22 protein-coding genes, 2 tRNA genes and 1 other annotated feature are annotated in these 24,843 nt (G+C 48.6%); all 24 genes read left to right on the top strand.

The annotated features are described in order from the left end of the window. Positions 1–26 precede the first annotated feature (26 nt). The 24 genes from MESINF_RS01500 to MESINF_RS01385 all read left to right on the top strand — a co-directional run bounded on the left by MESINF_RS01500 (position 27) and on the right by MESINF_RS01385 (position 24,824). Positions 27–536: a hypothetical protein gene (locus MESINF_RS01500; RefSeq protein WP_169698199.1), complete on the top strand. Its 510-nt coding sequence runs from the start codon at positions 27–29 to the stop codon at positions 534–536. A gap of 13 nt (positions 537–549) precedes the next feature. Continuing rightward, a complete protein-coding gene (locus MESINF_RS01495) occupies positions 550–984 on the top strand; it encodes a SoxR reducing system RseC family protein (protein ID WP_169698198.1) in 435 nt (144 codons plus the stop codon). Then, entirely contained in the window at positions 965–3,274 is a 2,310-nt protein-coding gene (locus MESINF_RS01490; protein ID WP_169698197.1) for an endonuclease MutS2, read from the top strand. The genes MESINF_RS01495 and MESINF_RS01490 overlap by 20 nt, the downstream gene beginning before the upstream one ends. Before the next feature lie 11 nt (positions 3,275–3,285). Beyond that, entirely contained in the window at positions 3,286–3,615 is a 330-nt protein-coding gene (acpS, locus tag MESINF_RS01485; protein ID WP_169698196.1) for a holo-ACP synthase, read from the top strand. Positions 3,616–3,626: 11 nt separating this feature from the next. Further along, the gene (gene ligA, locus MESINF_RS01480; RefSeq protein WP_169698195.1) at positions 3,627–5,624 is read left to right on the top strand and encodes an NAD-dependent DNA ligase LigA; all 1,998 of its coding nucleotides are present in this window, start codon (positions 3,627–3,629) and stop codon (positions 5,622–5,624) included. Next, positions 5,621–6,748, top strand: coding sequence for a cysteine desulfurase family protein (locus MESINF_RS01475; RefSeq protein WP_231936802.1), 1,128 nt, complete (start codon positions 5,621–5,623; stop codon positions 6,746–6,748). Before ligA ends, MESINF_RS01475 begins: the two co-directional genes overlap by 4 nt. A 56-nt stretch (positions 6,749–6,804) precedes the next feature. After that, the gene (locus MESINF_RS01470; protein WP_169698194.1) at positions 6,805–7,677 is read left to right on the top strand and encodes a YicC/YloC family endoribonuclease; all 873 of its coding nucleotides are present in this window, start codon (positions 6,805–6,807) and stop codon (positions 7,675–7,677) included. 15 nt (positions 7,678–7,692) lie between these two features. Next, complete coding sequence (locus MESINF_RS01465) at positions 7,693–7,992, top strand: DUF370 domain-containing protein (protein WP_169698193.1); 300 nt, start codon at positions 7,693–7,695, stop codon at positions 7,990–7,992. Further along, entirely contained in the window at positions 7,989–8,606 is a 618-nt protein-coding gene (gene gmk / locus MESINF_RS01460) for a guanylate kinase (RefSeq protein WP_169698192.1), read from the top strand. Before MESINF_RS01465 ends, gmk begins: the two co-directional genes overlap by 4 nt. Then, positions 8,603–8,836 carry a DNA-directed RNA polymerase subunit omega gene (locus MESINF_RS01455; RefSeq protein WP_169698191.1) on the top strand — a complete coding sequence of 78 codons (234 nt, stop codon included), beginning with the start codon at positions 8,603–8,605 and terminating at the stop codon, positions 8,834–8,836. Before gmk ends, MESINF_RS01455 begins: the two co-directional genes overlap by 4 nt. Before the next feature lie 100 nt (positions 8,837–8,936). Further along, positions 8,937–9,012 (top strand) — tRNA-Thr (locus tag MESINF_RS01450). Between the two features lie 16 nt (positions 9,013–9,028). After that, positions 9,029–9,115, top strand: a tRNA-Tyr gene (locus MESINF_RS01445). 29 nt (positions 9,116–9,144) lie between these two features. After that, positions 9,145–9,312, top strand: a complete 168-nt coding sequence (gene rpmG / locus MESINF_RS01440; protein WP_169698190.1) for a 50S ribosomal protein L33 — start codon at positions 9,145–9,147, stop codon at positions 9,310–9,312. A gap of 34 nt (positions 9,313–9,346) precedes the next feature. After that, on the top strand, positions 9,347–9,553 hold the full coding sequence (gene secE / locus MESINF_RS01435; RefSeq protein ID WP_169698189.1) for a preprotein translocase subunit SecE: 207 nt from the start codon (positions 9,347–9,349) through the stop codon (positions 9,551–9,553). A 25-nt stretch (positions 9,554–9,578) separates the two neighbouring features. Next, positions 9,579–10,643, top strand: coding sequence for a transcription termination/antitermination protein NusG (nusG, locus tag MESINF_RS01430; protein WP_169698188.1), 1,065 nt, complete (start codon positions 9,579–9,581; stop codon positions 10,641–10,643). 47 nt (positions 10,644–10,690) lie between these two features. Continuing rightward, positions 10,691–11,116 carry a 50S ribosomal protein L11 gene (rplK, locus tag MESINF_RS01425; RefSeq protein WP_169698187.1) on the top strand — a complete coding sequence of 142 codons (426 nt, stop codon included), beginning with the start codon at positions 10,691–10,693 and terminating at the stop codon, positions 11,114–11,116. Between the two features lie 12 nt (positions 11,117–11,128). Next, positions 11,129–11,827: a 50S ribosomal protein L1 gene (rplA, locus tag MESINF_RS01420; protein WP_169698186.1), complete on the top strand. Its 699-nt coding sequence runs from the start codon at positions 11,129–11,131 to the stop codon at positions 11,825–11,827. 19 nt (positions 11,828–11,846) lie between these two features. Next, positions 11,847–11,970 (top strand) — a sequence feature (ribosomal protein L10 leader region). 8 nt (positions 11,971–11,978) lie between these two features. Beyond that, positions 11,979–12,521, top strand: a complete 543-nt coding sequence (gene rplJ / locus MESINF_RS01415; protein ID WP_169698185.1) for a 50S ribosomal protein L10 — start codon at positions 11,979–11,981, stop codon at positions 12,519–12,521. 21 nt (positions 12,522–12,542) lie between these two features. Next, a complete protein-coding gene (rplL, locus tag MESINF_RS01410) occupies positions 12,543–12,929 on the top strand; it encodes a 50S ribosomal protein L7/L12 (protein ID WP_169698184.1) in 387 nt (128 codons plus the stop codon). Positions 12,930–13,035: 106 nt separating this feature from the next. Further along, a complete protein-coding gene (gene rpoB / locus MESINF_RS01405; RefSeq protein WP_169698183.1) occupies positions 13,036–16,560 on the top strand; it encodes a DNA-directed RNA polymerase subunit beta in 3,525 nt (1,174 codons plus the stop codon). A gap of 40 nt (positions 16,561–16,600) precedes the next feature. Beyond that, positions 16,601–21,301, top strand: a complete 4,701-nt coding sequence (locus tag MESINF_RS01400) for a DNA-directed RNA polymerase subunit beta' (RefSeq protein ID WP_169698182.1) — start codon at positions 16,601–16,603, stop codon at positions 21,299–21,301. Positions 21,302–21,410: 109 nt separating this feature from the next. After that, on the top strand, positions 21,411–22,922 hold the full coding sequence (locus tag MESINF_RS01395; protein ID WP_169698181.1) for an ABC transporter ATP-binding protein: 1,512 nt from the start codon (positions 21,411–21,413) through the stop codon (positions 22,920–22,922). Further along, positions 22,919–23,953: an ABC transporter permease gene (locus MESINF_RS01390; RefSeq protein WP_231936801.1), complete on the top strand. Its 1,035-nt coding sequence runs from the start codon at positions 22,919–22,921 to the stop codon at positions 23,951–23,953. The genes MESINF_RS01395 and MESINF_RS01390 overlap by 4 nt, the downstream gene beginning before the upstream one ends. Then, on the top strand, positions 23,946–24,824 hold the full coding sequence (locus MESINF_RS01385) for an ABC transporter permease (protein WP_169698180.1): 879 nt from the start codon (positions 23,946–23,948) through the stop codon (positions 24,822–24,824). The genes MESINF_RS01390 and MESINF_RS01385 overlap by 8 nt, the downstream gene beginning before the upstream one ends. The last annotated feature ends 19 nt before the right edge of the window (positions 24,825–24,843 follow it).

The following is a 24,843-nucleotide window of genomic DNA, read 5'->3' as shown; positions in this document are numbered from 1 at the left end:
AATTTTGTGGGCTGGAGGTGTGATCGATGGTAAAGAAGTATCTGATGGCTGTGCTTCTGACGATATCGATTCTCTGTACGGGCGCTCCATCGATAATAATAGATGGCGGACATTTCACCAATGTAGGCAAAGAAACTCCATCGTTCGTGTACGATGGTGTAAGTGTGGCCTACCTATTCGATTTCGGTGGCAAGAATTCTCTGGAACTCGGAGGGGGCGTTTCTTTCGTTTCACCGGTCTCTTCCAGGGATTACTTCCAGAACGATTTTTTCAATACGGTTCTGAAGATCTTTATTGGTCAGGCCTATGATTTCACCGGCGAATCTTCGGCCGGTTTGAGAGTCGTGTCAAGGGCCGGTTTTCTGGTCTTGAACTTCGGCAAGTTCGGTTTATTCTACTCCATATCTCCCGTTTTTTATGTGCGTGTCGGTTTCCTGTCGTTCGGTATAAGCGTAGGACTGGAGATCGAACAATTCTTCGGGGAGAAGACACTTCCAGTATTCCAAACCGGTGGAGAGATAACTTACCGGTTCTAACGGAGGATCAAGCATGAGAGAGTTGGCAATTGTCAAGGAGCTGAAAAGGGATACCGTGCTCCTCGAAAAGGCTCGCACTCAAGCCTGCGCGAGCTGCGGCTCCAAAAACAGCTGCAGTGTTTCGCAGGGCGATAAAATAGTCACTATTCAGGCATTGAGAAACGACATCGAAGTCGAACCGGGCGATACAGTTGAGATAGAAACCGGAAAGCTCTCCGCCACCAGGGTGGCCATGATAGTGTACGGTATTCCTCTAATCGTTTTTCTCGCCGTCCTGATAGTTGTTAACACATTCCTGAAATCCGAGGGATTGGCCGTCGGGCTGGCCTTCGCTTCCATCGCAGTGGTTTACGGCATCATATCGATATACGACAGGCGCAACCGCCAGAAATTGATGCCCCGAATAGTCAGAAAGGTGGTCCTGCCAGATGGATTCATCACGCAATAGTGTGGCTCTTCGCCTTCTGGAGTTCGAAGCCGTACTTTCGGAGATCGCGTCTAAAACAGTTTCCAGGTACGGCAGGGAAAGGGTGATGTCGCTCAAACCTTTTTTTGAGGATCCCCTTCTTCTTTACAAGCGTTCCAGCGAGTTCGAAAATATCATGAGAATTCAAGGTGAACCGCCCTTTTCGGTTTTCCACGATCTTTATGTTTACATCGAAAAAGTCAACCTTGGCTATACGCTCATAGGCGAGGAATTGAACAGATGCGCAACTACCATGGAAAACACCTGCAGACTAAAGGAGTTCTTCGAACCCCTGGCCGATTCCAGCCCAAACGTGGTGGCGGTGGCTTCGCTGTTATCGTGCGAGAGAGGTTTTATTGCAGAGGTTAGAAAGAAAATTTCCGAAGAGGGACTCGTGAAGGACCAGGCTTCCCCGGTACTTAGAGAGATAAGAAACGAGCTTCGAGGGCTTACCAGAAACCTTAGGAACAGGTTGGACTCTATCATGTCACGCTACAAAGACGGCCTGACCGACACTCTCGTCCTGAGCAGGGATGGAAGGTATGTGCTCCCCCTCTCCTCGGGTAAAAAGAACGAGTACCAGGGTATAATACATGGCTCTTCGAGCAGTGGGGCGACCGTTTATTTCGAACCGCAGGAGCTGATCTCGCTGAACGACACCCTCAAGATTCTTCAATCGCGAGAAGAAGAGGAGATTAGAAAAATACTCAGAGAGCTGACTTTTCTTTTCCAGGGTACTTTTGAAAGGCTCGGACCTTCTCTTGAAGCGCTGGGAGTGTTGGATAGTCTCTACGGAATATGCAGATACGCCAGAAAGAGGAGGGGTGTCTTCATAGAACCGTCGAACGACAGGAACTTCGTGCTGAGAGAGGCACGTCATCCGCTCATAGAAGACGATAAAGTCGTTCCCATAACCTTTCACATGAGAGATGGGATAAACGGTGTCTTCATAACCGGCCCGAACACCGGAGGAAAAACGGTTGCCATGAAGACGATCGGACTTTCCGTATTGCTTATGCTTTGCGGGTTGCCGGTGCTGGCCGATCAAACTTCCTCGATACCCTACTTCAAAAGCATATTCGCCGATATAGGAGACGAGCAATCCATAGAACAAAGCCTCAGTACCTTCTCTTCCCATATTTCAAGGATCATAGATATAATAAAAAGCACGGACGCCGACTCCCTCGTCCTGCTGGACGAATTGGGAGCAGGTACCGATCCGGTGGAAGGGGCGGCGCTTTCGATAGCGATTATAGAGAAACTCCTATCGACCGACTGCCGGTTAATACTCACGACACACCTGACCCCTATAAAGTTGTACGCTATGGAAAGGGAAGATGTGGAAAACGCCAGTGTTGAGTTCGACGTAAACACTCTCAGACCTACCTACAGACTTTTAATGGGAATTCCCGGTTCCTCCAACGCAATAGAAGTCTCGAAAAGACTCGGTCTTCCATCGGAGATCATAGACAAGGCACAGAGATACATGGACAGTGATGCACGCGACCTCGAAATCGTGATAGGCAAACTCCACAAGGAGAGGTCGACTCTCGAGGAAGAGAGGAGAACCCTGGAGAACATAAAAAGAGAACTGGAGAGCAGAACCCGAGAGTTCGAGGAGAAGCTTTCTCTTATCAAAGAGAAGAGATACAGGGAAGTCAGCGAAGAGATGGCTTCTCTGGAAGAAAAGCTGGGTCGAATACTCAAAGAGATAGAAAACTCGATCAGCCTTTCCAGATCGGAAAGAGAGCGAGATAAAATTTCGGCGGTCAAGAAACTGCAAGATCTGAAAATCCAGATTGAAAAGAACAGGAGCTTCGCCGTCAACAAGAACGAAGAAATCCCAGAGGTTGGGGACACAGTCAGACTTCTTGATGGTGGTACAGAAGGAGAGGTTTCGGCGATCGACGGCGACAGGGTTATCGTAGATTCAGGAAAGATAACGATCAAAGTGCCGGTCTCCAAAATAAGGGTTATCGGGAAAGTGAATAGAGCAGTCGATGAGGTCTCCTTCGAAATTCAGTCTCCCATAACAAGTTCGGAGATAGATATACGCGGAAATTACACTGAAGACGTTCCGATCCTGGTGTCGGATTTCATTCAATCCCTTAGGAGAAACGGTTTGAAGCAGGGATACATAATACATGGAAAGGGAACGGGAAAACTGGCAGAGAGTGTGTGGAACTATCTGCGCAAGGCAAAAGGTGTGAAAAACTTCAGAATTGGAACAACCAGCGAAGGTGGAAGCGGCGTCACCGTGGTGGAGGTCTGAGGGAACGGCTTATGAAAGCGGGAATAGATATAATAAAAATATCCAGAATGACGGAGAGGATAGCCCTGAGAATCCTTGGAGAAGAAGAGAAGAGGATCTACGATTCCCTCGGCAATCCATCGAGGAAACGGGAATTCGCGGCGGGGCGTTTTGCGGCCAAGGAAGCCTTCGTGAAAGCATCTGGCAGACAGGATATACCGTTCTCTGCCATTGAATTCCTCTCAAAAGAAGACGGTTCTCCAGATCCTTCCGTAACCCTTCTTGAGATCGCTGGTTCGGCCGTAACTGTGAGTATATCTCACGAAAAAGAGTACGCGATCGCCGTGGTCATCCTTTTTTAGGAGGGAAGATCTTGCAAGCTGACGAGAAAACAATAGAAAGATTGAGAAAGCTGAGAGAAGAGATCAATTATCATTCCTACAGATACTTTGTTCTGGACGATCCCGTCATATCCGACGGCGAATACGACGAACTAATGAGAGAACTTATAGATATAGAAAAACGCTATCCGGAATTGGCCACCCCAGATTCTCCAAGCGCCAGGGTCGGTTTGAAGCCCGTCGAATCCTTCCGTCAGGTTGTACATACGCACAGATTGTACTCACTTGACAACACCTATTCCAGAGAAGAAGTGGCGAAGTTCGACGAGAGAGTCAGAGAGGCTCTCGGTAGTGAATCGGTTCGTTATGCCTGCGAGCTGAAAATCGATGGGCTGTCGATTTCACTGAAGTACGAAAAGGGTGTTCTCTTACTTGGAGCAACCAGGGGAGACGGTTTTGTCGGTGAGGACGTAACCACGAACATAAGGGCCATTAAATCTATACCGTTGAGACTCAGAAAAAGTCTGGACATCGAAGTGCGAGGTGAAGTTTACCTCCCGAAGGATGTTTTCGACGAGCTCAACAGGGAGAGAATTTCAGAAGGGCTTCCCGTCTTTGCCAATCCCAGAAACGCCGCTGCCGGCACTTTGAGACAGCTAGATCCGGGGCAGGTCTTGAAACGTAGGTTAAGCGCCTTTTTTTACCAGGTGGTAGAACCGATGAATTACGGCGTTAGGAGTCAGGAAGAGCTCTACGAATTCATGCGTGAGTTGGGATTCAGGGTTGAGCCCAACCATGAGATTGCCAGCTGTACAGAGGAGATAGTTGCTTACTGGGAGAAGTGGACCGCCCGAAAGGGTGGTCTCAACTATGCGATCGACGGTGTGGTTGTCAAAGTCGATGACTATCTACAACAGCAGGAGCTGGGATACACGGCGAAGGCTCCCAGATGGTCGATGGCCTTTAAATTTCCGGCCGAACAGGTGAGCACCGTGCTCACCGGAGTAACTTTTCAGGTAGGTAGGCTGGGAAATATAACGCCGGTCGCCGAGCTTGTACCGGTTCAACTGGCCGGAACGACTGTCAAGAGAGCGAGCATGCACAATTTCGATTTTATTAGGGATCGCGACATAAGGATAAACGATACGGTTATCGTCGAGAAGGCCGGTGAGATAATTCCGCAGATCGTAAAAAGTATACAGGAAAAGAGAGATGGTAAAGAAATCGAGATCGAGATGCCCTCGAACTGTCCGGTATGTGGTGGCGATGTTGGACGGGAGAAGGAAGGCGAAGTGGCGTTGAAATGTCTCAACCCTCTCTGTCCGGCGAAGTTGATCAGACGCATAACCTTTTTCTCTTCTCGCGACGCCATGGATATTGAGGGACTGGGAGAGAGACTCGTGGAAAGATTGGTTGATTCAGGTCTTGTGAGTGACTTTTCCGATCTGTATAGACTCACGAAGAAAGATATACTGAAACTTGGTGAAGGTGTGGGCGACAAAATGGCCGAGAACTTGCTATCGTCGATCGAAAAGAGCAGAAAGAATCCTCTTCACAGGCTAATCACCGCCCTGGGCATTCCCGGGATCGGAACGAAACTGGCGAGGGATCTGGCAAAACGCTTCGGTAATCTTGAGGCTCTGGCGACGGCTTCTATCGATGAACTGACATCCGTTACGGGTATAGGAGAAGAGCTCGCGAAGTCTATAAGGGAGTTCTTCTCCAGAGAAGCCGTGAAGCGTGAGATCGACGCTCTCCGCTCTCAGTTGAACACACTGGAGGAAGAGTCTGGAGCCAGGAAGCCGCTTAAAGGGCTGAAATTTGTCGTAACTGGAACACTCAAGAATTATTCTAGAAACGAGATACACGAGTTAATCACTTCTCTTGGCGGAGAGGTAGCAGCCTCGGTTTCCAGGAACACCGATTACCTTATAGCGGGAGAAAAGGCTGGCTCAAAAGAAGCAAAAGCCATATCGCTCGGTATAAAGGTGATTACCGAGAGCGAGTTCGAGGAGATGATCGATCTTTGATCTGCTATTTCGACAATAACGCAACCACAGCCATGGATAAAGATCTGGCCGAGCAAATGCTGAGTCTCTGCACCGAGGAATATGGAAATCCTAACTCCATTCACTCTATGGGGATAAAGGCGAACAAGATGCTTGAAGAAGCGCGTCTGAGAGTAGCCCGAATTCTCATGGCCGATCCCAGAGAGATCTTTTTCACCTCAAGTGCGACCGAGTCAATCAACTGGGTGTTACGCTCGTGTATCTCCTTCAGGGGTAAAAGGAAAAAGGTGGTCACATCGGCGATAGAACATAAGGCAGTTTTGAATACTCTGAAGGATCTGAAAAACACTCACGAGATCGATGTGGTGGAGATTAAGCCGGGTCGTGACGGGATAATCGATAGCGGAAAAATGCTCGAAATGGTAGATGAAGAGACATTTCTGGTCTCCCTCATGGCGGTGAACAATGTAACAGGCTCTATCCAGCCTTTCGAAGAGGTGGGAAAAGCATTGAGGAGTAGAGGTGTCCTGTACCACGTCGATGCCGTACAGGCCATAGGGAAATGTCCCTTCACACCGGCTGAAGCTTTCTGCGACTTCGCCTCCTTTTCGGCCCACAAGTTCCATGGACCGAAAGGAGTAGGCATTACCTATGTAAAACGTGGCGCACCCATACGCGCGGTTGTAACCGGAGGTGGACAGGAGAAGGCCTTACGATCTGGCACTCAAAACGTTCCGGGAATTGTGGTTTCTTCTATCGCAATGGAAAGGGCCGTCGATTCGATGGAGGCTATAACGGCGAAACTCAAGGGACTCAAGGAGAGGTTGAAACTGGAGGTCGAAAGGATCGGCGGGGTGGTGAACACTGCAGAGAGGTCGGTCGCCAACACTTTGAATGTCTCTTTTCCTGGTGTGAAATCCGAAGTCCTTGCCAACGCGCTATCAACCGATGGCGTCTATGTGGGAATATCTTCGGCCTGCTCTTCCAGAAACGACAGCGGTCAGTACGTGCTGGATAACATGGGACTGGAGGCCGCGATAGCTTCCAGCTCTTTGAGAATAAGTATGTCGAAATTCACAACGGTTGAAGAACTTGAGATTTTAGTAGAAAGGCTGAAGAAATCGGTCTCTCTTTTGAAATTTTAGCTCTTAACGGTTATAATTGACTGTAGTTAGACATAACTGTCTTTGAGGTGATTCTTTTGATCAGAAGTATGACCGGTTATTCAAGAGCCGAGAGTGTGGTTGACGGTATTAACGTTCTTGTCGAACTCAAGACAGTTAATTCGAAGTACCTGAACCTCGACGTTAACTCGGGGGAGACCTTTGCCGAACTGGAACTCGATGTTTCAAGGTATATAAAGGAACGAATCAAAAGGGGTACTGTGAAAGCCAGAGTGGAGATTTCGCTCATTGAAGACAGCGGTCTTTTGAAGCCGGATTTTGGCACGGCAATATCGATCTACACCTCTCTGAAGGCGATAGCCGAAAGGCTTGGCCTCGACGGAGAGGTTTCGATAGATTCTATGACGAGGTTCAAGGAAATACTCAGGAGTAGGCCCTCGGAAGAACTGGCGAGAAGAGTGTGGAACGCAGTGGTTCCAGTTCTGGAAAAAGCTCTGGAATCACTCAATCGCGATCGCGAACGGGAAGGACTCAACCTCTTGAAGGCCCTGGAAGATTATCTCGATAAGTTACAACAAATCTCATCGCAGTTGAAAGAGATGTCGGACGGTATGGTGGGTTACTACAGAGAGTTTCTTAAAAAGAGAGTCGAAAAGCTTTTCGATGGAGAGCTCGAAGAGAACAGGCTTGAGCAGGAAGTGGTTCTTCTGGCTGAAAAGGCCGATATATCAGAAGAGTTGGTGAGACTGGATTCTCATATCGCTTCTTTCAGGGAAATTCTCTCCAACGACGACGACTGCGGCGTGCAGCTGGACTTTATTTGTCAGGAGTTGCATAGGGAGTTATCGACGGTGGCTTCGAAATCGAAGAAGCTCGAAATATCTGCTCTATCTGTTGAGGGCAGGACTCTGGTGAACAAGCTGAGGGAGCAAGTACAGAACATAGAGTAGTGGGAGGTGTTCTTCTTGTACGGACTCATTAACGTGGGTTTCGGAAATGTCATTATTGGAGACAGGGTGATCGCGATAGTCAACCCTGAATCTGCTCCACTGAAGAGATTGAAGGAAGTCGCGAAGGACGAGGGGAAACTTATCGATGCAACATACGGCAGAAAAACCAGGGCGATCGTTATTACGGACAGCAATCACATCATACTATCGGCGATTCAACCAGAGACGATAGCTTCCAGATTCATGCAGACCTTCAGTGATATCGAGAAGCTTCTCGAAGATATCCGGGAATCGGGACAGAGTTTTGAGGAATGAAGGGACTAGTCTTCGTTATGAGCGGTCCATCTGGGGCCGGAAAGACAACCATACTGAAGGAAATTCTAGCTAGAAACGACAATCTGGTGTTTTCGGTCTCTTACACCACCAGAAAGATAAGACCCGGAGAGATAGATGGAAAGGATTATTTCTTCGTCTCCGAAGAAACCTTCAAATCTTTGATCGAGGGGAAAGAACTGCTCGAGTGGGCGAAAGTCCATGGCAACTACTACGGAACTTCGAAAGAGTTTGTCGGCAGCTGTACAGATAGTGGTCGTGATGTTCTTCTGGATGTAGATATACAGGGTGCCATTTCGATTATGAAGAGCCTGGAAGACGCAATATACATCTTCATCGCGCCTCCTTCTTACAAAGAATTGGTCAGAAGGCTCACCTCAAGGGGGACGGAGAATTCGGAATCTCTTAAAGTTCGTCTCGAAGATGCCAAATGGGAACTGGAACAGGTCAAACACTTCGAATATATAGTAATTAACAATAACTTAAAACAGTCGGTAAGCCAATTTGAAGCGGTAATAACAGCTGAAAGGCTGCGGGTTGATAGAATCATCAGGGCTAAAGGCGAGAAATTTCTTTTTGAGGAGTCAGTTGAATGATAATTAACTACGATTCTCTACTGAAGAGAATAAGACACAAGTATGCAATTCCAGTTGCAGCGGCCAAAAGGGCTGAAGACCTCGAAGACTTCGGCAGACCTAAACTCGATTCGGCAACTGTAAGAGCGGCCGGGGACAAAATTACTGTCGCACTCAAGGAGCTGGAAGAGGGGTATATAAGAATTAGGAACGAGGAGATGTTGATGATCCTCGTTCCAAAAGTCAAGTAAAGTCCCGGAAGATCTACGTTCAGCAAGGGTAGTCATCTTATTTTTCTCCTCCTTGTTGACAGGGCTCCAGTCATTGGTTATAATAAATATCGTGCGTCGGGCCAACGTAGCTCAATCGGAAGAGCGGCTGATTTGTAATCAGCAGGTTGGGGGTTCAAGTCCCTTCGTTGGCTCCATAGGTTAACTATCGGTGGTAAGGTGCCCGAGCGGTCAAAGGGGGCGGACTGTAAATCCGCTGGCGGAACGCCTTCGGTGGTTCAAACCCACCCCTTACCACCATTAATTTTGCTACTGTTGAGGTGCATGCAATGGCAAAGAAGACGAAGGGAAACAAGGTTCTGGTGACTTTGAAGTGTTCAGTCTGTGGAACGAGAAATTACTACAGGTTCAAAAATCGCCAGAAGAAGTACAAGCTTGACTCGAACAAATTCTGCCCGAAGTGCAGAAAACATACTGAGCATAAAGAGTCAAAGTAGGTTCGGGACTATCTGTTGAAATAGGAGGAATCCCATGGCCAAGGCAAGATTCTGGAAATTTCTTTCCGAAGTGAAAAGTGAAGTGAAGAAGGTTACATGGCCTAACAGGCAGCAGATGGTCTCGTCGACTGGTGCCGTAATCGTGATTCTAATCGTCTGCGGAGTATTCCTTGGACTCCTCGATGTGCTCTTCACTAACGTTATAGGAAGTCTTTTGAGTTTTCTCACCGGTGGCGCTTGATACGCCCATGTGCTGGTGATATGTAGTGCGCAAGAAGTGGTTCATAATTCAAACTTATTCCGGTCTGGAAAACTCTATCAGAGAAGCTATTCAGACTAAGATAGAGTCTTTCGGTTTTTCGCACCTCTTCGGTAAAATACTGGTTCCGGAAGAAACTAAACTCGACAGAGCCAACGTAGCAGCGGAGAAACATATAATTCCGGCCAACGCCAGGTTGCTCGTGAAGGAGAACCAGGATGTTGTCAAGGGTGAACCGGTCGCGGAAGAACTCGAGATAAAAGTCAAGAACGATGGAACTATAACCGAGGTCAAAAATTACAGAGTCATCTTCATTGAAACGGTTGACAGACGTTACACAAAAACTTACTACATACCCGAAAGTGCCAAGATCGAGACAGGTGTTAAGACAGGCGCGAGGATCAGACAGGGTATGCCTCTTGCGAAGAGTGGGGAGTACTTCTGTGAGCTTGACGGTAAAATAGTTTACACTCAGAAGATGAAACGCGTGGTAATCGAACGTGTGAACGGCGAAGAAGATGTTTATCTCATTCATCCCGACAGTTGCGATATGAGGTTTGTGAAACGTGGTACAACTGTAAAGAGGGGTGATGTGCTCGGCAATTCCAGAAAGGTTACCTCCAAGACCGAGGGCAGAGTCGAGCTGTCGGAGCTTCCTGGAAGAAAAGAGATAAAGATCTTCAAAATAATCAGGACGAGACTTTATCCCGGCTATGTTTTCATAGAAATGATAATGAACGAAGAAACACAAAACCTCGTAAAAAACACGCCCAACGTCGTCAACTTCGTCTCCGTTGGAGGTCAGCCTGTTGAACTTAAGGGCAAGGAAGTGAAGGCTCTTCTCAGGCTGGTTGGCATAGAAGAGTACGAAGAGCATGTTGGACCGATCAAGATAGAAGTCGAATTTGAGATAGGCGAGATAGTGAGGATAAACTCCGGTCCTTTCGAGGACTTCGTAGGCAAGATCACCGAGCTTGACCCCGAAAGGCAGGAGTTAAAGGTCGTAGTTAGTATCTTCGGAAGAGAGACCCCCGTGATACTGGGGCTTTCCGAAGTCGAGAAGATAGTCTGAAGTAGTGGGAGGGCTCAGGCCCGATAGACCACAGGGAGGTTTTTCCAATGGCAAAGAAGATTTTGGCTCAGGTTAAACTACAGCTTGAAGCCGGTAAAGCTACCCCAGCACCACCAGTCGGTCCAGCTCTGGGTCAGCACGGTGTGAATATTATGGGCTTTTGCAAGCAGTTCAATGCAGAAACCGCTGACAGGGCCGGTATGATACTTCCTGTAATCATCACAGTTTATGCCGACAGATCCTTCACGTTTGAACTGAAGACTCCACCCGCGAGTTTCCTTCTTCTCAGGGCTGCCGGAATTCAGAAAGGTTCCGGGATACCCAACAGGACAAAGGTCGGAAGGATCACCAGAGCACAGCTGGAGGAGATTGCGAAAGTGAAGTTTCCCGATCTCAACGCCAGAACAGTAGATGCCGCAGCGAAGATAATCGCCGGAACGGCGCGAAACATGGGCATCGAAATAGTAGGTTGAGGGGGGATCTGAATGCCGGTTAGATCGAAGAGATACACACAGGCGAGACAGCTTGTGGATAGGATGAAGACTTATTCGGTGGAAGAGGGTATAGATATTCTCAAGAAGTTTCCTTCCGCCAAGTTCAATGAAACCGTAGAGATGCACCTCAAGCTGGGAATAGATCCTGCAAAGTCCGATCAGCAGGTTCGCGGAACTGTTTCACTTCCCCATGGAACCGGAAAGGAAACCAGGGTACTGGTCTTTGCTAGAGGTGAACAGGCCGAAGCAGCAAAATCGGCTGGCGCAGATTTTGTAGGCTCCGACGAACTGGTACAGCAGATCCAGAGTGGCTGGACGGACTTCGATGTTGCGATCGCCACACCCGATATGATGAGGGACATCGGTAAGCTCGGTAAGGTACTCGGCCCAAGAGGGTTGATGCCCTCTCCCAAGGCTGGAACGGTTACGACCGACGTCGTTGATGCGGTGAAGGGATTCAAAGCTGGAAGAATCGAAGTCAAGAACGACAAGACCGGGAATCTTCATCTTCCCGTAGGCAAGAAATCTTTTGAGCCCCAAAAGCTCCTTGAGAACTTCGTATCGGCTCTGAACCAGATAAACAGGATGAAACCCTCCGGTTCCAAGGGGCGTTTCGTGCAGAGAGCCTTCATTACCACAACCATGGGAGTCGGTATAAAGGTTGAGGTCTCAAGGGAAACAGAGAAGTAGAAAATAGCAAGAAACATAAGAAAGATAACCTGCGGTACCGAAGACAGTAGGTATTTAAGAGCCAATCGCCGCCTACCGAGGTACGTAGAAGTCATATTACCTTCTGCGGCCTCGATTCATGGGGCCGCTTTTTTGAAAGGAGGTGCGATAAATGCTTACCAGAGCCAGAAAAGAAGAGATCGTTCAGGATCTGACCGACCGCTATAAGAGAGCCTCTCTTATACTTTTTGCTGAATACAAGGGAATGAAAGTCGATGCGATAACCCAGTTCAGAGACAAGCTTTACGAGAATTACGGCGACAAGGCCAGGTTCAGCGTTACCAAGAACACGCTAGTAAGACTCGCCCTAAACAACGCTGGCTATAAGGAATCGGAATGGGTGGAGACCGTTTCGAGTACGACGGCCGTTCTCACGATCGATGATGAAGATCCAGTTTCGGCCTTGAGAATAATGATCGATTTCAACAAAGGCAACAAGATTCTCCCGATAATCAAAGGCGGGTACCTTGAGAGAGGTTTCTTCAGGGGAGACCAGGCTATCGAACTTTCCAAGCTACCATCGAGAAACCAGTTGATCGCCATGGTAGTCGGAGGTTTTGCCGCTCCGATAACCGGATTGGTTTACACTTTGAATGGTGTACTCACGAAATTTCTGTACGCGTTGAATGCAATTAAGGATAAAAAAGCAGAATAATAAAGGCGGAGGTGTGGTAAGATGAATAAGCAAGAACTCATTAGTGCAATAAAAGCAATGACGGTAGCCGAGCTTGCGGAGCTTGTAAAGGCCCTGGAAGAGGAGTTTGGTGTCAGCGCTGCGGCACCAGTAGCGGTAGCTGCAGCTCCTGTAGCCGGTGGAGCGGCCGTTGAGGAGGAAGAAGAGCAGACCGAATTCAAGGTTGTCCTGAAATCCTTCGGTGCGAAGAAGATAGATGTTATCAAGGTTGTAAGGGCCATCACCGGGCTTGGTCTCAAGGAAGCCAAGGATCTCGTCGAGAAGGCAGGCACGCCTGAGGGTGTGGTCAAGGAGAATATGCCCAAGGCAGAGGCTGAAGAGCTCAAGAAGCAACTTGAAGAAGCCGGCGCCGAAGTCGAACTGAAGTAATTAGGCAATTGATTGGTTACATAGTTTCGATATAATTTTCTACACCCACATCAGAGAGTTTCTCTGATGTGGGTTTGGTGTGCTTAAATGTACGAGAGGTGATCTGATGAGAAAGGCCAATTTTGGCAAAAGAGAGCGGTGGGTCTTTGGAAGAGTTTATGAACCTCTTGAAATCCCGAATCTCATTGAGATCCAGACTCGTTCCTTCAACAGGTTCATCGATGAAGGGCTTTTGAGTGTTCTGAAGAAGTATTCACCCATCAAGTCGCAGATCCAGAGATCCGATCTCAAGAAGGGTGAAAAAGGCTTCTCGCTGGATTTCGTTGCAACCCGTATAGGTGAGGCGAAGCATTCCATACAGGAGTGCAAAGATAAGGGTCTCACTTACTCGGTACCCCTGTACGTAACTGTGAGAATCACCGATCTTTACACCGGAGAGATCAAAGAAGAGGAAGCCTTCTTCGGGTATCTTCCCTATATGACCGATAACGCCTCCTTCATAATCAACGGTGCAGAAAGAGTCATCGTCAATCAGCTGGTAAGATCTCCCGGCGTATACTTCGTCGATGAACCAACGAAAGCAGCCTCGGGTTCCCTCCCCATATACGTTGCCCACTTTCTTCCGGTGAAGGGTGCCTGGTTCGAAATCCTTTTAAATCCAAACAAGCAGATAATGCAGGCCAGAATAGACCGAAGAAGAAAGTTGAATTTCTTCGTCTTCTTGAAAACTCTGGGCTATGAAGATGACGTTGAGCTGTTGAAGCTTTTCGAAAACGTAATAGATGCTACCGACGAGGACGAACTCCTGGCCAACGTTGGCAGCATAGTTCTGAAAGAGATCAGAACCCCCGGAGGAGAAGTGATAGCTGAAAAGGGAAAACCGCTGACAGAAGAGATGATAGCAAAAATTATCGAATCCGACGTCAAGACTGTCAGTCTTCCGCTGCCCATAGCTATGAAAACTTATCTTGCGCTTCAAAAGACCTACGGGCAGGGTATGAGCGAGGACGACGCCTTTATAGAGCTATTCAGAAAACTCAGACCTGGAGAGATACCCAGAATAAACGCTGCCAAGAGCTACATAAACAACCTCTATTTCAGTCCAGACAGATTCGATTTTTCCGATGTCGGCAGATACAAGGTAAACGCCAGACTGAAGAAAGTTTACCAGGATTACCTTAGAGAAGTGGAAGGTAAAAAGGTGAGCAAAGACACCGATTATGCGGAAACATCGGGCATGCTGACACCCCTGGACGTAGTTCTTGCAGCCCGACATCTGACCGAGATAGAGAGCCGGCCCGAACTACTTGACACCAAGGACCATCTCGGAAACAAGAGAGTCAGAACTGTCGGAGAACTTATGGAAACGGAGTTTGAAAAAGCATTCATAAAAATCCACAAACTCCTCGAAGAGAAGTTGACCATATACACTTCCTTCGACAAGATAACCGTTCAGAGTCTGGTGAACGTGAGAACCCTTATGACTACTCTACACCAGTTCTTTGCCACAAGTCAGCTGTCGCAATTCATGGATCAGGTCAATCCTCTTGCTGAGCTGACGAACAAGAGAAGACTTTCGGCAATCGGTCCAGGGGGATTGAAGAGAGAACACGCCCGATTCGAAGTCAGAGATGTTCACCACTCTCATTATGGAAGGATGTGTCCGATAGAGACTCCCGAAGGTGCTAACATTGGGCTCATGACATCGATGGCCACATACGCGACGATAGACAAGTACGGATTTCTCCTCACACCTTACAGGAAGGTTGAAAAGGGAAAAGTCACCGACGACATAGTTTATCTGGCGGCCGATGAAGAGGAAAGATACAACATTGCGCATTCGACCGTTAAGATGGACAGCAACGGCAAAATTGCCGACGACAGCGTGGAAATAAGATACGCCGGTGAGGTCAGATACGTCAAGAAGGAAGATGTCGATTATATGTCGGTTTCTCCCAAACAGATCGTATCGATTTCGACCTCTTTGATACCTTTCCTCGAACACGATGATGCTAATAGAGCTCTCATGGGTTCTAACATGCAGAGACAGGCCGTTCCGGTGGTAAAATCCGAAGCTCCCATAGTCGGTACAGGTGTCGAAGGTGTCGCCGCGAGAGATTCCGGTTACGTGGTTCTGGCCAAACACAGCGGTCGTGTAAGCAAGGTCGATGGAAGGAAGATATCGATTCATAGACTGGATGAAAAAGGCGAACCTGTTCTGGATATCAACGGAAAACCGGTGGAAGATGAATATCTTCTCCAAAAGTTCGTCAGAACGAACCAGGACACGGCCGTTAATCAGAGACCCATAGTATCGGTCGGAGAGATCGTCAAAGAAGGAGATCCAATAGCCGACGGCCCTTCGACGGATATGGGCGAGCTGGCCCTTGGAAAGAACGTCCTCGTGGCCTTCATGCCCTGGGAGGGTTACAACTTCGAGGACGCCATACTTGTGAACCAGGAGCTCCTCGGTGAGGATACCTTCACCACGATACACGTGGAGATGTATGAAACTATCGCAAGAGACACTCAATTGGGACCCGAAGAGATCACTGCCGATATCCCGAACGTTTCAAAGGAGTCACTCAAGAACCTTGACGAAAACGGAATTGTAAGGGTAGGAGCTTACGTGACTTCACAGGATATCCTTGTCGGTAAGGTAACACCCAAAGGAGAGTCTGAAACGACACCAGAAGAGAAGATAATCAGATCCGTCTTTGGAGACAGGGGTAGGGATGTCAAGGACTCTTCTTTGAAACTCCCGCACGGTGTTGAAGGCAGGGTAATCGATGTTAAAGTCTTTGACAAGGAGGAAGTCTCGGAACTTGGTTCGGGTATCAACAAACTCGTCAAAGTCTTCGTAGGCATCAGAAAGCCGCTTGATGTCGGAGACAAGCTGGCCGGTCGCCACGGAAATAAAGGCGTCGTTTCTAACATTATTCCAAAGGAAGATATGCCCTTCCTTCCAGATGGTACACCCATTCAGCTAGTGCTTTCTCCGCTCGGCGTTCCTTCTAGAATGAACGTGGGACAGGTTCTGGAGACTCATCTGGGCTGGCTCGGAAAGCTTACCAACAGGTACTTCGCGACTCCAATATTCGACGGTGCAACCGAAGAAGAGATAATGACGGAGCTTTACCATGTGAGAAGAGAGCTCGGTTTAGACGAAGGGGACAGTGAGGGACAGAAGTCTGGCAAAGTGACTCTGAGAGATGGTAGAACCGGCGAACCGTTCGACTACCCGGTCGTCGTTGGAATCATGTATATGCTCAAGCTAGTGCACATAGCCAAAGACAAAATCCACGCCCGTTCCACCGGCCCTTACTCACTGATTCACCAGCAACCGCTTGGAGGAAAGGCTCATTTCGGTGGCCAGAGATTTGGAGAAATGGAAGTATGGGCGCTGGAAGCCCACGGAGCGGCCCACACACTCAACGAAATGCTGACCATAAAGTCCGACGATATAAAAGGCAGAAACGATGTGTACAAGGCTATATTGAAGGGTATTAACATACCGGAACCGGGAATTCCCGAGAGCTTCAAAGTGTTGATAAAGGAACTCCAGGGTCTCTCTCTGGATGTTAAGGTCTTCGACCAGAACAGCGTCGAACTGGATGTGGATAAATTATGAAGATAAATAGAAGGGAGCTACCCCTCAAGGAGGGAAGCAGATGCCTGTGAGCACGTATAAAAGAAAAGTCAACACTCTCCAGATAAACATCGCCTCGCCGGAGAGAATTAGAGGCTGGTCGAGCGGTGAGGTAAAGAAACCGGAGACGATCAATTACCGCACTTTCAAGCCCGAAAGAGATGGACTCTTCTGCGAGAAGATTTTCGGACCGACCAAAGACTACGAATGTACTTGCGGAAAGTACAAGGGCAAGAAGTACGAGGGCACCATCTGTGAAAGGTGTGGAGTGAGGGTCGAGTCCAAAGAGGCCAGAAGAAGAAGAATGGGTCACATCGAACTGGCTGCGCCAGTTACACACGTCTGGTACCTGAAGAGCGCGCCGAGCGTTCTCTCTTCTCTTCTGAACATACCGGCCAAAGATCTGGAAAACATAATCTATTATGGCTCCAAAAGAGTCATCGAAAGGCTTTATGTCGTTACCAACCCGAAAGAAACCGATTTCTTCTCGGGCATGACGATGTATCAGACCGAATACGAGATATACACCAAGAAACTGGATTTCGAAGTGGAACAGGGTTACAAGGTCAAATCTCCTCAGGGTCCCGTTACTACAGATATAGATGGGAAGGTAATGATCGAAAAAATCGATAGCAATACGCAGAGAGAGATGAACTGGATAATCATCAAGGATGAGACCGGTATCGAGAAGAAGTATCCCACCTTCGAGGGTTCTCTGGTTTACGTTCAGAACGGGGATGAAGTTCACAAGGGAGACACTCTGGCCGATCGCTTTCTCTTCGAAGATGAGGTCCTTTCTGCGACAGAGTATAGAGTTTTCGACGAATACTATCCCGGGAAGTTCGAGGTGGAAACGGACACAGAGAGCGACAGGCCGATAGTGATAATCACCGAGATCGATCCATCCGTCGCTGCAGAGACCGGCAGAACGGTGGGCGAGGTGCTCATCGAGAACGAGTACGAGGCTTACAGGGAGCTATATCCGGGAAAGATCACCTGCGATTACGGTGCGGCTGCGATAAAAAAGCTGCTTCAGGGAATGGATCTCGAGGAGTTGCAGGTAGCGATCGAACACGAGTTGAAGTCCATACCCAAGAGCAGCGCGAGAGCTCTCAAGCTTCTTAGAAGACTGAAGTACGTAAAAGACTTCATAGCCTCCAAGAACAGGCCTGAGTGGATGGTGATGGACGTTGTACCCGTCATCCCGCCCGATCTGCGCCCCATGATTCAGATCGAAGGCGGAAGGTTCGCCACTACCGATCTCAACGATCTGTACCGAAGGGTTATAAACAGAAACAACCGTCTTGCTAAACTCTTGCAGATCGGAGCCCCTGACATAATAATCAGAAACGAGAAGAGGATGCTCCAGGAGGCCGTCGATTCGCTCATATATAACGGAAGGGTTGGAAAGGCCGTATCCGACAAATCGGGAAGGCCCCTTAAATCTCTGACAGATCTGGTCAAAGGAAAGAAGGGAAGGTTCAGGAGAAATCTCCTCGGTAAGCGAGTCGATTATTCCGGTAGAGCCGTTATCGTTGTAGGGCCGGATCTGAAGATTCACGAATGTGGAATCCCCAAGAGAGTAGCGATGGAGTTGTTCAAACCCTTCGTTCTCTCCAAGTTGCTTCATGGTAGCGAGTCGAGTAAGACCGCAAGAAAGCTCAAGAAAACGATAATAGAGAAGGAAATGCCTGAGGCCTGGGAAGTGCTCGAAGACGTAATAAAAGGACATCCCGTGCTTCTAAATAGAGCTCCCACGCTCCACAGGATCTCGATTCAGGCCTTCATACCCAGACTGGTCGAAGGAAACGCCATACAGCTTCACCCATTGGTTTGCGCTCCGTTCAACGCCGATTTCGACGGAGACCAGATGGCCGTACACGTGCCACTTTCTGCCGCTGCCCAGGCGGAAGCGAAGTTCCTTATGCTCAGCCGCTACAACGTCATTTCACCGGCCAGTGGCAAACCGATCTCGATGCCGGGAAAGGACATAATAGTCGGGGTTTACTATCTCACGACCGTCGATCAGCAGTACGAGAAGATGGAAAAAGAAATAATGGGTTACTACGCTCAACTGTTGAAGGATGAGAAAGTAACCAGAGTCGAGGCGAGGAGAAGGGTCAGAGAAAAAGCGCTTGAGTGGGTGGATTGGAAGTTTTCCTCGACAGGCGAAGCTCTCATGGCCTACGATACAGGTTTCATATCTCTGCACGATCCTATATTGGTCAAACTGGACCCCGATCCCACGGTCGGTGAACTCACACTCACAACGGTCGGAAGAATAATCTTCAACACGATCGTGCCAGAGAAGTTGAGAGACTATTCGAAGAAGTTCAACAAGAAGGCAATAAAGAAACTCATCTACGACTGTTTCCACGAATACGGGATAGACAGAACGGCCAACCTTCTCGACGACATGATGTCGCTGGGTTTCCACTACGCCACTTACTCCGGTCTGACAATCTCGATAAAAGACATAGTCGTCTATCCGGAAAAAGACAAAGTGATCGCCGCTGCCCAAAAGAGGGTCAACCAGGTCGAGAGTCTCTACAGATCGGGCTTTTTGACCGAAGAGGGCAGGAGTCAAGAGATAATCCGTATCTGGTCGGATACTACGGGCGATATCATGGACAAGACCTACGGTGAATTCGAGAAGTGCCCCTTCAACCCGATATTTATGATGGTCGATTCAGGTGCAAGAGGAAACATAGACCAGCTAAAGCAACTGGCCGGGATGAGAGGATTGATGGCAGATCCTTCAGGAAAGACCATAGAAGTTCCGATAAAGTCGAACTTCAGAAACGGTTTGACTGAACTCGAATTCTTCACCTCGACGCACGGTGCCAGAAAGGGTTCTGCCGACACTGCCTTGAGAACCTCATTCGCAGGTTATCTGACCAGGAGACTGGTCGATGTCTCTCAGACGATAACCGTTACGACGCCCAACTGCGGCACTCATGAAGGAATCGAAGCGATCGAACTTTTGGCCGACGGTGTCACGATAGAGAAACTGGAGGACTTCCTCTTTGGAAGGGTTCTAGCAACCGACGTGATTGACCCCAGAACCGGCAAGGTGCTGAAGAACTCAAAAACGGGTAAGGAGTATTCGCGAGATACCATGATAAGAGACGAGGACGCCTCCTTCCTCTCGAAATTCAGCACGGAGGTCGATGTGGCACGCGAGGACGTTCTGAACCTGTCCAAGGTGACCAGATTGACGAGCTACACAGAGCTCAATGAGGATATAACGCTCGGAGAGAAGTCTTACAAATCCGGTACCCACATCGGCAGCGATCTTCTTCACCAGCTAAAGAACTCCGATCTCGGACAAGTGAAAGTGATGACCTATCAGTGTGTCGGACAGGTGTTCGTAGGTACTACTGTGAAGAACAGCAACAATGAAACTATAATCAAATACCAGGAAAAGATAGATGAACTGACCGCCAAGAAACTTCAGGCAAACGAAACCTTTAAAGTCCTCGTGAGACCGTCAATCAAGGTGAGATCGGTTCTGACCTGTGAGTCCGACAACGGCGTCTGTGCGATGTGCTATGGTATGGACCTTTCCAACCATGAGATCGTGAATGTCGGTGAGTCCGTAGGAGTCATTGCGGCTCAATCGATCGGCGAACCCGGTACACAGCTGACTATGAGAACCTTCCACACCGGAGGTATCGCAACAGGACAGGATATAACCAGAGGTCTTCCAAGGGCCGAAGAGCTTTTCGAAGCCAGAAAGAAACTTAAGGATCCCGAGGCCCTCTTCATAGAAAAGGACGACGGAGGCTTCGTAAAAGATCTTGTGTCCGACGAAAAGGGGAGACGCAAGGTTTACGTCGAGACAAAAGATGGCCGTATCAGCGAGTACGATCTCTCATCGGCCATCAAGCCGAAGATAGAGATAGGCGATAAAGTCGTCGAAGGAGAAGCGATAACTACCGGAACCGTCAGACCAAGGAAACTCATGGAGAAGCTCGGCCTGGTTCAAACGGCCCTCTATCTCCTAACAGAGATCAAGAGGGTCTACGCAGAACAGGGCGTCGAAATACACGACAAGCATTTCGAGCTGATAATAAGACAGATGCTCTCGAAGGTCGAGCTCACAGACCCCGGAGATACCGATTTCCTGCCAGGCGATCTTCTGGACATAGTAGAGGTTAGAAAGATAAACAAGACGATTGAAGAGGCCAACAGTAAGGTTCAGGAAAACAGAGAGTATGTTATGGACAAGAGACTTGCCAGAAGGGTTCTGGGAGAAGATGCCGATGGGAAGATTCAGAAAATCGCTTCCGAAGGTGAGCCGATAACCGAAGAACTTCTTGGCAAGATCCTCAAGAGCGGTGTCAAGCAGATCTCGATATACGATGTCGAAGAGGATCAATACCAAAAGTTGATCGAAGATCTGAATCCGGACACCGTTATTCCCGAGAAAAGGGTGCAGATAATGCCAAAAGATCTCATGAAGTTCAAGAGGAAGCTCCTGCGAATAACCAAAGCCTCTCTGGAAAGTGAAGGTTGGCTATCTGCTGCATCGTTCCAGCAAACACCGCAGATTCTTACAGAGGCCTCTGTGGCCGGCAAATGTGACTATCTACTCGGTCTTAAAGAGAACGTGATAGTGGGACAGTTGATACCGGCCGGAACCGGTCTCGACATGTATGCGAATCTGCAGATCGAAGAAGCGGCCGTCTCTGCACAGTTCGAAGAAGAAGAGTTGGCCTGAAAAATATTCCTGCTGCGGGGAGCTGAAAAAACAGCTTCCCGTTTTTTTATTCTTTGATGGTAACATTATCAATGAGTATATTAAATCCTGCCGGGAAATGGTGAGCCTGTTGGAAGAGATACTCCTCAGTATGCGCAATGTTCAAAAGACCTACAAAAGCAACGGAGTCAGAGCTCTCGACGGTGTTTCTCTTGATATATACGCCGGAGAGATGAACGTACTCCTTGGTGAAAATGCTGCAGGTAAGACTACACTGATGAAGATAATTGCCGGGATCGAGAGAGCCGATGGCGGCAAGATGTTTATAAATGGCAGGGACTACTCTCCAGCCAATCCCACCGAAGCCATCCGGACCGGTATCGGTCTGGTATCACAGAAGCTGAAAGTAATACCGCAACTTACGATTGCTGAGAATTTACTTCTGGGTATGGATATATCTGGCTTTGGGCGTAAGCAAAGCCGTAAGAGTATCGAAGAGGCCATCCAAAAGTTCGGTATGGGTATAGAACCGCACGTCAGGGTTGAAGACCTGTCGGTAGTTCAAAGGCAGAAGGTCGAAATTCTTCGTGTGCTGATAAGGTCTCCGGAATTGATCATTTTCGACGAACCGACGGCCATTCTCCCCGATTGCGACAGAAAAGAATTGATGGATATCATAGCCAGGCTCAAGGAAAGCGGAAAGACCGTGATTTTTATAACACACAAACTGCCAGAAGCCTACAGAATTGCCGACAGGATATCGATCATGGCAAAGGGGAGAATAACCGGAACTTTCCGCAAGGGAGAAGTGACGGAGGGGATGCTAAGAACCCTCGTGGCTGGAGAGGATTTGGCGATCGCAGGATTTAGAGATCGAAAGTCAACGGATACCGGAGAGGTTCTTCGGGTTGAATCGCTTCAGGTTGAAGGCCGGTACAGGGGGCTTATGGCGGTGAAGAACGTCTCCTTTGTTTCCAGAGTGGGCGAAATACTCGTTATAACCGGCATCTCTGGAAACGGCCAGGAAGAGCTTCTCGAAAGTTTATTTGGCATGAGAAGAGTACTTTCTGGGAGTGTACATCTCTACGATACAGATATTACCGGCTGGACGCCAGCCGATCTCAGAAAGATCGGAGTCGCGGCTTTGATAGGCGATAGGGATACGATCGCGAGTTGTGCAGGTCTTTCGATAATGGATAACGTTGTTTTGAACAGGGTCAGGGAAAGGTTTTTTCTGAAAGAAAGACCGTTGAGAACCTGGACCCGTGAACTTCTCTCGAGCTACGGTGTCGAATACTCCTCTCTAGACGACCTGGCAGGAACGCTCTCGGGTGGCAACTTACAGAAAACGATACTGGCCAGAGAAATCTCAGGCAACCCCCATTTGATACTCCTGAGCGAGCCTACCAGAGGTCTGGATGTCAAGCACGCCGAGATGGTTCACAGAACGCTTCTCTCACTCAAGCAGAATCTCTCCATAGTTCTATTCACGGGAGATCTGGACGAGGCTATTTCAATTGCCGACAGGATATTGATCATGTACGACGGTGAGATAGTTGTGGATCTACCGAATACGGGGGAAATCGGAAGATCGATGTTGAACCGTTATCTCCAGGGAACGGCGGAGGTGAAAAATAAGTGAGAGTTAGTAGGGTATTTGTGATTGCCAGGACACTCTCGACTCTTGTGATCGCCCTGTCCGTTGGATTTATAGTGATCGTCATGACTGTGGAGGAACCGCTTGAGGCAATCTTCGCCTTCTTTCTTTCCGTTTTTACGAACACCTTCTACTTCGGGAACTTACTCTCGGCCTCGGTCCCTCTTATCTTTACGGGACTTGCGGCAGCCGTTGCCTTCTCCAGTTCGAGTTTCAACCTTGGCCTTGAGGGCCAGGTATATCTTGGAGCACTTGTTGGAACATATATAGGTGTCCGTATGGGGGGAACCTCTCCACTTCTAATATTACCGGTGGTTATACTCTCTGGCTTTTTCTCCGGAGCCCTAATTGCAGGAATTTCCGGGCTCTTGAAGGGCTTCAGAGGTGTGAACGAGTTGATCTCTTCGCTCCTCCTGAGCAACGGAATCGTACTGGTAGTCGATTACATAATAGAAGGTCCCTTCAACGATGGACCTTCGGGTCTGGCGGCTTCTATGAGTCTTGGAAAGGAAGTCATGTTACCCAGAATCCTGGAACCTTCGAGTCTTCATTCGGGACTCTTCCTGGCACTGATCATGGCGGTTCTGCTCTGGGCGTTTATGTTCAGGACTAGACCAGGATACGATTTTCGCGTTACAGGTAAGAGTCCCAGATTCGCCTATTACGGTGGCATAAATGTTAAAGCCGTTTATTTCTGGTCCATGTTTCTCAGCGGAGGGCTGGCCGCCGTTGGCGGTATAGTCGATGTGCTTGGCGTACATGGGAGGGTTCTTAGGGGCTTCTCCGGGGGTTATGGTTGGAACGGAATTGCAGTCGCCCTCATTGCCAGAAACCATCCTCTGGGGGTAGTGCCGGCGGCCCTTTTCTTTGCATATCTCGAAAGCGGTGCGCAAATAGCCTCTTTCGAAGCCGGTCTTACACCCGAGATATCCAGGATCGTTCAGGCAGTGGTGTTCTATCTTGTAACTGCCGAAGCCGTACTCTCTTTTATGAAGGGGGGAGGGAAGGTTGATTGAGGCCTTTGTGAACGATACGTTGAGAAACGCGACCCCGATTGTTTTCGCCGCCTGTGGTGGTCTTGTGACAAAGCTTTCGGGCTGGCTAAACATCGGTCTCGAAGGAATGATACTTTTTTCGGCCTTCTCTGGGGTGGTCGTATCATCCGCGACTTCCAGTGTAACAGCCGGCACCATCATGGCGATCGCAACATCGGTGGCTGTCTCTCTGCTGATTTTCGTAATGGTCAGGTACATGAGGGCGAACCTTTACATTGCCGGGATAGCCACCAACCTCCTCTCTAGTGGTTTTACCGTAATGCTCACCGATCTCTGGTTCAGGAGCAAAGGAACCGTGGTTTTTCCTGGAGCACCACGCCCGGCCGTTTCGAGTCTCGATTTTCTCGGATTTCTCAACAACCTGAACTTCTTCGATTATCTTGCGATCGCTTCGCCTTTGCTCTTGTTGTTCGTTCTGAGGGGAACCTCATTCGGACTGAAGTTGAGAGCCTGTGGTATGGATGAGGAGAGTGCCTACTACTCGGGTGTACATGTAAACAGAGTGAGACTTGTATCCTTTATTATCGCAGGTGTTTTTTCCGGATTGGCCGGAGCTTCACTTTCGTTACCGCTGGGACTCTTCGTGGCCAATATGTCTGGTGGTAGAGGATGGATAGCTCTGGTGGCGATAATAATGGGGAGAGACAGGCCTTTTCTGATCGGTTTCTCGGCTCTAATGCTGGGTTTCGTGACAGAACTTTCGATTTTCCTTCAGGTTTCGACACAGATCTCCCCTAAACTGCTGCTAACTATACCCTATTTCGTTTCCTTTCTCATAGTTGCGATCTTTCCGGATCGAAAGGCGATGGTAGGAGGGAAAAAAACCGAATGAACAGCGTGATATAATTGCG

The organism is Mesotoga infera, assembly GCF_900157305.1.
Lineage (GTDB): Bacteria > Thermotogota > Thermotogae > Petrotogales > Kosmotogaceae > Mesotoga > Mesotoga infera.
Note: the sequence above shows the minus strand (reverse complement) of the source record. Positions and strands in the feature narration are given on the sequence as shown.

Bases quoted from the DNA above. Each gene is read 5' to 3' on its own strand.
- secE (WP_169698189.1), top strand. From the start codon at position 9,347: ATGGCCAAGGCAAGATTCTGGAAATTTCTTTCCGAAGTGAAAAGTGAA.
- acpS (WP_169698196.1), top strand. From the start codon at position 3,286: ATGAAAGCGGGAATAGATATAATAAAAATATCCAGAATGACGGAGAGG.
- rplK (WP_169698187.1), top strand. From the start codon at position 10,691: ATGGCAAAGAAGATTTTGGCTCAGGTTAAACTACAGCTTGAAGCCGGT.
- rpoB (WP_169698183.1), top strand. From the start codon at position 13,036: ATGAGAAAGGCCAATTTTGGCAAAAGAGAGCGGTGGGTCTTTGGAAGA.
- rpmG (WP_169698190.1), top strand. From the start codon at position 9,145: ATGGCAAAGAAGACGAAGGGAAACAAGGTTCTGGTGACTTTGAAGTGT.
- rplL (WP_169698184.1), top strand. From the start codon at position 12,543: ATGAATAAGCAAGAACTCATTAGTGCAATAAAAGCAATGACGGTAGCC.
- rplA (WP_169698186.1), top strand. From the start codon at position 11,129: ATGCCGGTTAGATCGAAGAGATACACACAGGCGAGACAGCTTGTGGAT.
- rplJ (WP_169698185.1), top strand. From the start codon at position 11,979: ATGCTTACCAGAGCCAGAAAAGAAGAGATCGTTCAGGATCTGACCGAC.
- MESINF_RS01500 (WP_169698199.1), top strand. From the start codon at position 27: ATGGTAAAGAAGTATCTGATGGCTGTGCTTCTGACGATATCGATTCTC.
- MESINF_RS01400 (WP_169698182.1), top strand. From the start codon at position 16,601: ATGCCTGTGAGCACGTATAAAAGAAAAGTCAACACTCTCCAGATAAAC.
- gmk (WP_169698192.1), top strand. From the start codon at position 7,989: ATGAAGGGACTAGTCTTCGTTATGAGCGGTCCATCTGGGGCCGGAAAG.
- MESINF_RS01490 (WP_169698197.1), top strand. From the start codon at position 965: ATGGATTCATCACGCAATAGTGTGGCTCTTCGCCTTCTGGAGTTCGAA.
- MESINF_RS01495 (WP_169698198.1), top strand. From the start codon at position 550: ATGAGAGAGTTGGCAATTGTCAAGGAGCTGAAAAGGGATACCGTGCTC.
- MESINF_RS01455 (WP_169698191.1), top strand. From the start codon at position 8,603: ATGATAATTAACTACGATTCTCTACTGAAGAGAATAAGACACAAGTAT.